Genomic DNA, 1540 nt, shown 5'->3' on the forward strand with positions numbered 1-1540 from the left:
TACCGGTAGTTCGTTGAATCCGGCGGTAGAGGTCAATGCCGTGTCCGGTGGTGACGGCGTCGATCAGGGCCTGGAGCTCGGAGGGTGGGTCCGTGTCCGTCCAGGCTCGCCACCATCGGTTGAGGGTGACGGCGGGGGTGAGCCAGGAACGGATGGCTCGTAAGGCTTTGGGCCAGCAAGGCTGTTGGGGCTGGTGGGACGGGGCCGGTCCCCCTCTCTGGCCCCTTGTCGGGGCAGGGGTCCGGCGCGGTGGTGTCCAGGGGTCCGGGTGGGGTGAACCATTGGTCCCAGCAGAAGGAGAAGGCGCAGTTGACCAGGGTCTGGTGGCGGCGGATGGCGCGGTCGGAGCGGACCTGGAAGTCGGCCCAGCCGAGTTCGTCCTTGATCTGTTTGTAGCTCTGCTCGATCCACGGCCGCAGGCCGTAGAGGCGGACGATCTCGGCGAGGTCGGCCGGCGGGTGCGGGCTGGTGGCGGCGTGGGGCGCGTCGGGGTGGGGCAGGTTGGTGGCCAGGTACCAGGTGGCCTTCTCGGGCAGGCCGGCTGGGTCGGTGGTGGCCACGACCAGCCGGCAGGGTGAGTCGGGGTTGTAGCCGCCCAGGCGGGCGTCAGCGGCCCACCAGGTCTCGGTGTGCCCGTCGCGGAAGTGACGCTCCACGGGGGTCCAGTCGCCGGGTCGCTTGGCGTCGCGCCAGGTCAGGGCCTGGGCGGCTTCGATGGGGGTGTGCGGCTGGTCGGCCCGGGCCCAGGTGCCGCGGTGCGGCTTGAGCGCGACCACGTAGGCCAGGCCGGCCTCGCGCAGTGCGAGGTACCAGTCGTCGCTGACGGAGTAGGCGCAGTCGGCGACCACCGCCCGGCAGCCGAAGCCCGCCTCCTTCCCGCGGGCCGCGAGGGCGGCGGCCAGCTGCGGTTTCGTACGGAAGGCCGGATCGGCCCGGCCGCGGGCGAAGTGATGGGCAGGGGTGTAGGGAGTGGCGTGCAGCGGGTAGTACACGCGGCCGTCGGTCCACACCGTGGTGACCGTGACGATGCCGTTGTCGGGCTTGCCGTACCGGCCCAGCCACTGCCGGCCCACGTGCGCGGTCGCGGTGCCGTCCTTGCGGTCCCCGGAGTCGTCGATCACGATGACCCCGCCGTCGTGCGGAGCCGTTGCCGGCTCCTCGCACAGCAGTTCAAGCCGCCGGTCGTTGACCAGCTCGGCCTCCCAGGGCGACTCGGACAGGAAGAACTGCAGCCGCTGCACACCCGGCATCCCCGCGCCGGCCACCGGCTCCGCCCCTGCCAGGCAGGTGATCGTCTTGTTCCGCTCCCGCGGCGCCAGCAACCCGGTCAGGTACTCGCGAAACCCTCGCCGCTGGGCCAGGCTGAAGAAGAGGTCGTCGAACCGGGCCGCGTAGTCCTCCAACGGACCCGGCGCAGGCGGACACGGACGGCGAGCGGTCATCTTCAGCCCCCCGGCAAGGCAGTTGACTCCTACCACCGGCCTACGACCAAGCTGATTTGCCGTCAACCCATGCCACCGCCGGATTTAACGAACTACCG

The 1540-nt window shown here is 71.0% G+C and carries 1 protein-coding gene; it reads right to left on the reverse strand.

The genetic code is table 11. The annotated features are described in order from the left end of the window. Nucleotides 1-32: 32 nt before the first annotated feature. Nucleotides 33-1403 carry an IS701 family transposase gene (locus ACFYX4_RS40960; RefSeq protein WP_389345080.1) on the reverse strand — a complete coding sequence of 457 codons (1371 nt, stop codon included), beginning with the start codon at nt 1401-1403 and terminating at the stop codon, nt 33-35. Nucleotides 1404-1540: the final 137 nt, after the last annotated feature.

The organism is Streptomyces sp. NPDC002328 (assembly GCF_042890065.1).
In the GTDB taxonomy this organism is placed as follows: Bacteria; Actinomycetota; Actinomycetes; order Streptomycetales; family Streptomycetaceae; genus Streptomyces.